This is a genomic window from Colwellia echini, assembly GCF_002843355.2.
In the GTDB taxonomy this organism is placed as follows: domain Bacteria; phylum Pseudomonadota; class Gammaproteobacteria; order Enterobacterales; family Alteromonadaceae; genus Colwellia; species Colwellia echini.
The window spans coordinates 1-3,254 of the sequence record NZ_PJAI02000047.1; the positions used below are offsets into that span (position 1 = coordinate 1).

The window sequence follows — 3,254 nt, forward strand, 5'->3', positions numbered from 1 at the left end:
TCGTACCTCGCGCAGTATAGCCAAACTGTTATTTTCCGCTTAGTGTGGCGTTAGGTACACCAAAAGGATTGGAGTATGAAAAGGGATTGGGATGTTATCAGAGAGATATTAATTGCGACTGAGAGCCTTGAACCAAATCAAAGCCTCACGTTGAGTGCATTTGATGCTGATAAAGCATTTAATATTTCTTACCATGTAGAGTTACTCGACGAGGCAGGGATTATTTATGCCTCTTTATCGCAAGAGCTTGGGCGCGGTCCAACTCAATTTCATGTGCACCGTTTAACTTGGGATGGGCATGAGTTTCTTGATTCAATCAAATCCAAATCAACTTGGGATAAAACCAAATCCCTCATCAGTGAAAAAGGTGGGGCAATGAGCTTTGATGTAATTAAAGGCGTTGCAGTACATATCGGTAAATCTGCTCTTGGGTTATAGTGTACCTAACAAGAAAATGAAGTGGGACTAATTACAGCTGGCTGCCTCACTTCGTTCGTTATTTTAGCCAGCAATAATTAGCCCCTTATTTGGGCGTTAGTAGGCAATTCGATGAGTGCACTTAGTTCAAATACCGAGTCTTTAATTCATACGCTTTATAAGTCTCGTGAAGCTAAAGAAATTGCGGATATATTAGAAAATGAATGTGGTACAGAGGCTCTTGGTTGTACCGGATGGACTCCTGTTCAAATGGAACGTATAAGGTTCGCAGTTTTGAAATTATCACTTGAGAGTGAAACAGGTTTAGATAGGGCTTTAAAGCTCGCAACATCCGATTGTAGAGATCTATTGATGGTCGCAGGCTTTGGCGAAGACTTAAAAGCACATGAAAAATGGTATGAGTCAGTTGCCAACTAACAAGTCATTTCAGCAGGACAAAAAACAGTTGGTTTTTGCTCGTACCTCGCTTATTTTAACCAACTATTTTATTGCCTCTGAATGAGGCGTTAGGTGTATTGGGTTACTTACGTAAGGTATATTTTTTGATTCACGTTTTGCGCATCAATCACGTATCCTAAAACGTAATTAAGTTTTGTATTTATCGCACGTATATTATTGTTTCGCGGTGTTACATAAAATTGAGCAAAGCAGTTTATTTAACTTTTTGGTGCGCTAATTTCTCAGTTTTTACTGCAAAATTTCGTGCAAGACTTTGCCAATTACTTTATTGTGGTTTGGTAAGTTTAGGTGGCATAAATTCTAATCAGTTCAAACACCTAACAAGGCATTAAAGCAGGACAAAAAACAGTTTGCTGTTTCGTGCCTCAACATTTTAGCAAACAATTTTTTGCCTCTTAATGAGGCGTTAGGTAATAAACAAAGGTAGTAGTTCATGGATAGTGTTGAGTCCTATTTAATAGCTCTTATTTCTACAGGTATATGTGGCTTTTTTGCTGGTGGTGCAAAAAAGCATTTAGAGTTACAGAGAAATAACGAAATTGATTCTACTAATTCACCCGTTACCACTCTTTATGTGCTTTTTTGTGGTTTAGTGGCTTTTGTATACGGAGTGTTATGGGCACTAGCTGTTAATCACAATTTATTGGTAATGATTCCGTTCTTAATGATTTGGTTTGGTTTCGGTCTTATCGGCGATAAAGTATATGGTCCACCTGAAAAGTGGAAGCTTTCTTTATACGGATTAATTTGGATCCCTGTTACTTATCACTTAGGCGTTTCATACATTGTTCAAAAGTTCCCTGTTAACTTTTGAGTAAATTATTACCTAACAAGAACATTAAACGGAAAAATTACAGTTGGCTGTTTTTCGTTCCTCAAACCATTTTAGCCAACTATACTTTTCCGCTTATGTAAGCGTTATATTTTTATCGACAAGTGATGCGCATCACGCTACACTTGTGGCATGATTAAATCTTTCAAGCACAAAGGCCTTAAGAAATACTTCCAAACTGGTAGTGTTTCCGGTATTCAGGCAAAACATCAACGTAAATTACGAATGCAACTTGCCGCAATAGATACCGCACAAGAAATTGATGATATCAATTTACCCGGCTTTAAGTTACACCCATTAAAGGGGAATCGTGACGGGATTTGGTCTATTACTGTAAATGGTAATTGGCGTATTACTTTCGAATTTATCGATGGTAATGCTTATATTCTCAACTATGAGGACTATCACTAATGAGTATGCATCATAATCCGCCACACCCAGGGGAGTTTATCTATGACGTTTATTTGGAACCATCTGGTCTTAGCTGTCGTTATTTAGCTAAACAGCTAGATGTAGCATCGTCTACTTTAAATAGAGTTCTAAAGGGTCAAAGCGCTATCTCACCAGAAATGGCACTTCGCTTATCTAAAGCAATTGGCAGAACACCAGAGAGTTGGTTATCAATGCAAGATAACTACGATCTCTGGCATGCTAAACAGCAAATAAATTTAACTAATGTCCACTTTGTAAATTTTGCAGTGGCATAAAAATATAACAAGTTGCTTAAACGGAAAAATAACAGTTGGCCATCGCTTCGCGATTATAGCCAACCATTATTTTCCGCTTAGCAAAGCGTTATATGCCTTGAGAGTGTTCAGTGAAAGATTCTATTCCCGAGCTAATTACCGAAAATCTTATTATTACTGTGCTTAGCCCAGAAGATTTTACTTTATTAGCTAATTACGAAAATAATAACCGAGAGCATTTATCAAAATGGGAACCAATAAGAACAGAAAACTATTTCACCAATGAATCCGTAAAAAAGCGAGTAGAGTTAAACTTTAAAGGTTTTAAATCTGGCTCATCAATTCCACTTGTCGGTCTCGATAAAACACGCTCTAGAGTCATTTGCACCTGTAATTTTTCTAATATTGTTCACGGTGCATTTCAAGCGTGTAATTTGGGTTATTCAATTAATGCTAAAGATGAAGGTAAAGGGTTAATGTTTGAAATGCTTCAAGAGGCAACGGATTATGTTTTTTCTAAAATAAAGCTTCACAGAATCATGGCAAACTATATACCTTCAAATATTCGCAGTGAAAACCTTTTAACAAGGCTCGGCTTTGAAAAGGAAGGTATGGCTAAATCATATTTAAAAATAGCTGGCTCGTGGCAAGATCATGTTTTAACATCAAAAATTAACCCGAGTAATATCGGCATATAACAAGCCAATTAAGCGGGACTAAAAACAGTTTGCTCGGTTTCGCTTCGCTACACATTTTAGCAAACAATTTTTAGCCCCTTATTGGGGCGTTAGGTGTATTGGGTTATTTGCGTAAGATATATTTTTTGATTCACGTTTTGC

6 protein-coding genes are annotated in these 3,254 nt (G+C 37.2%); all 6 read left to right on the plus strand.

Annotated features, from left to right (window positions below; genetic code table 11):
- Positions 1–75: 75 nt before the first annotated feature.
- The 6 genes from CWS31_RS17060 (at position 76) to CWS31_RS17085 (ending at position 3,113) form a co-directional block, all read left to right on the plus strand.
- Positions 76–438 carry a DUF2513 domain-containing protein gene (locus tag CWS31_RS17060; RefSeq protein ID WP_101343754.1) on the plus strand — a complete coding sequence of 121 codons (363 nt, stop codon included), beginning with the start codon at positions 76–78 and terminating at the stop codon, positions 436–438.
- Between the two features lie 111 nt (positions 439–549).
- Positions 550–855: a hypothetical protein gene (locus CWS31_RS17065; RefSeq protein ID WP_101343753.1), complete on the plus strand. Its 306-nt coding sequence runs from the start codon at positions 550–552 to the stop codon at positions 853–855.
- A 475-nt stretch (positions 856–1,330) separates the two neighbouring features.
- Positions 1,331–1,711: a hypothetical protein gene (locus CWS31_RS17070; RefSeq protein ID WP_101345773.1), complete on the plus strand. Its 381-nt coding sequence runs from the start codon at positions 1,331–1,333 to the stop codon at positions 1,709–1,711.
- 150 nt (positions 1,712–1,861) lie between these two features.
- A complete protein-coding gene (locus tag CWS31_RS17075) occupies positions 1,862–2,140 on the plus strand; it encodes a type II toxin-antitoxin system RelE/ParE family toxin (RefSeq protein ID WP_101345774.1) in 279 nt (92 codons plus the stop codon).
- Positions 2,140–2,436, plus strand: coding sequence for a HigA family addiction module antitoxin (locus tag CWS31_RS17080; protein ID WP_101345775.1), 297 nt, complete (start codon positions 2,140–2,142; stop codon positions 2,434–2,436). The genes CWS31_RS17075 and CWS31_RS17080 overlap by 1 nt, the downstream gene beginning before the upstream one ends.
- Positions 2,437–2,546: 110 nt before the next feature.
- Positions 2,547–3,113, plus strand: coding sequence for a GNAT family N-acetyltransferase (locus CWS31_RS17085; RefSeq protein ID WP_101345776.1), 567 nt, complete (start codon positions 2,547–2,549; stop codon positions 3,111–3,113).
- Positions 3,114–3,254 lie beyond the last annotated feature (141 nt).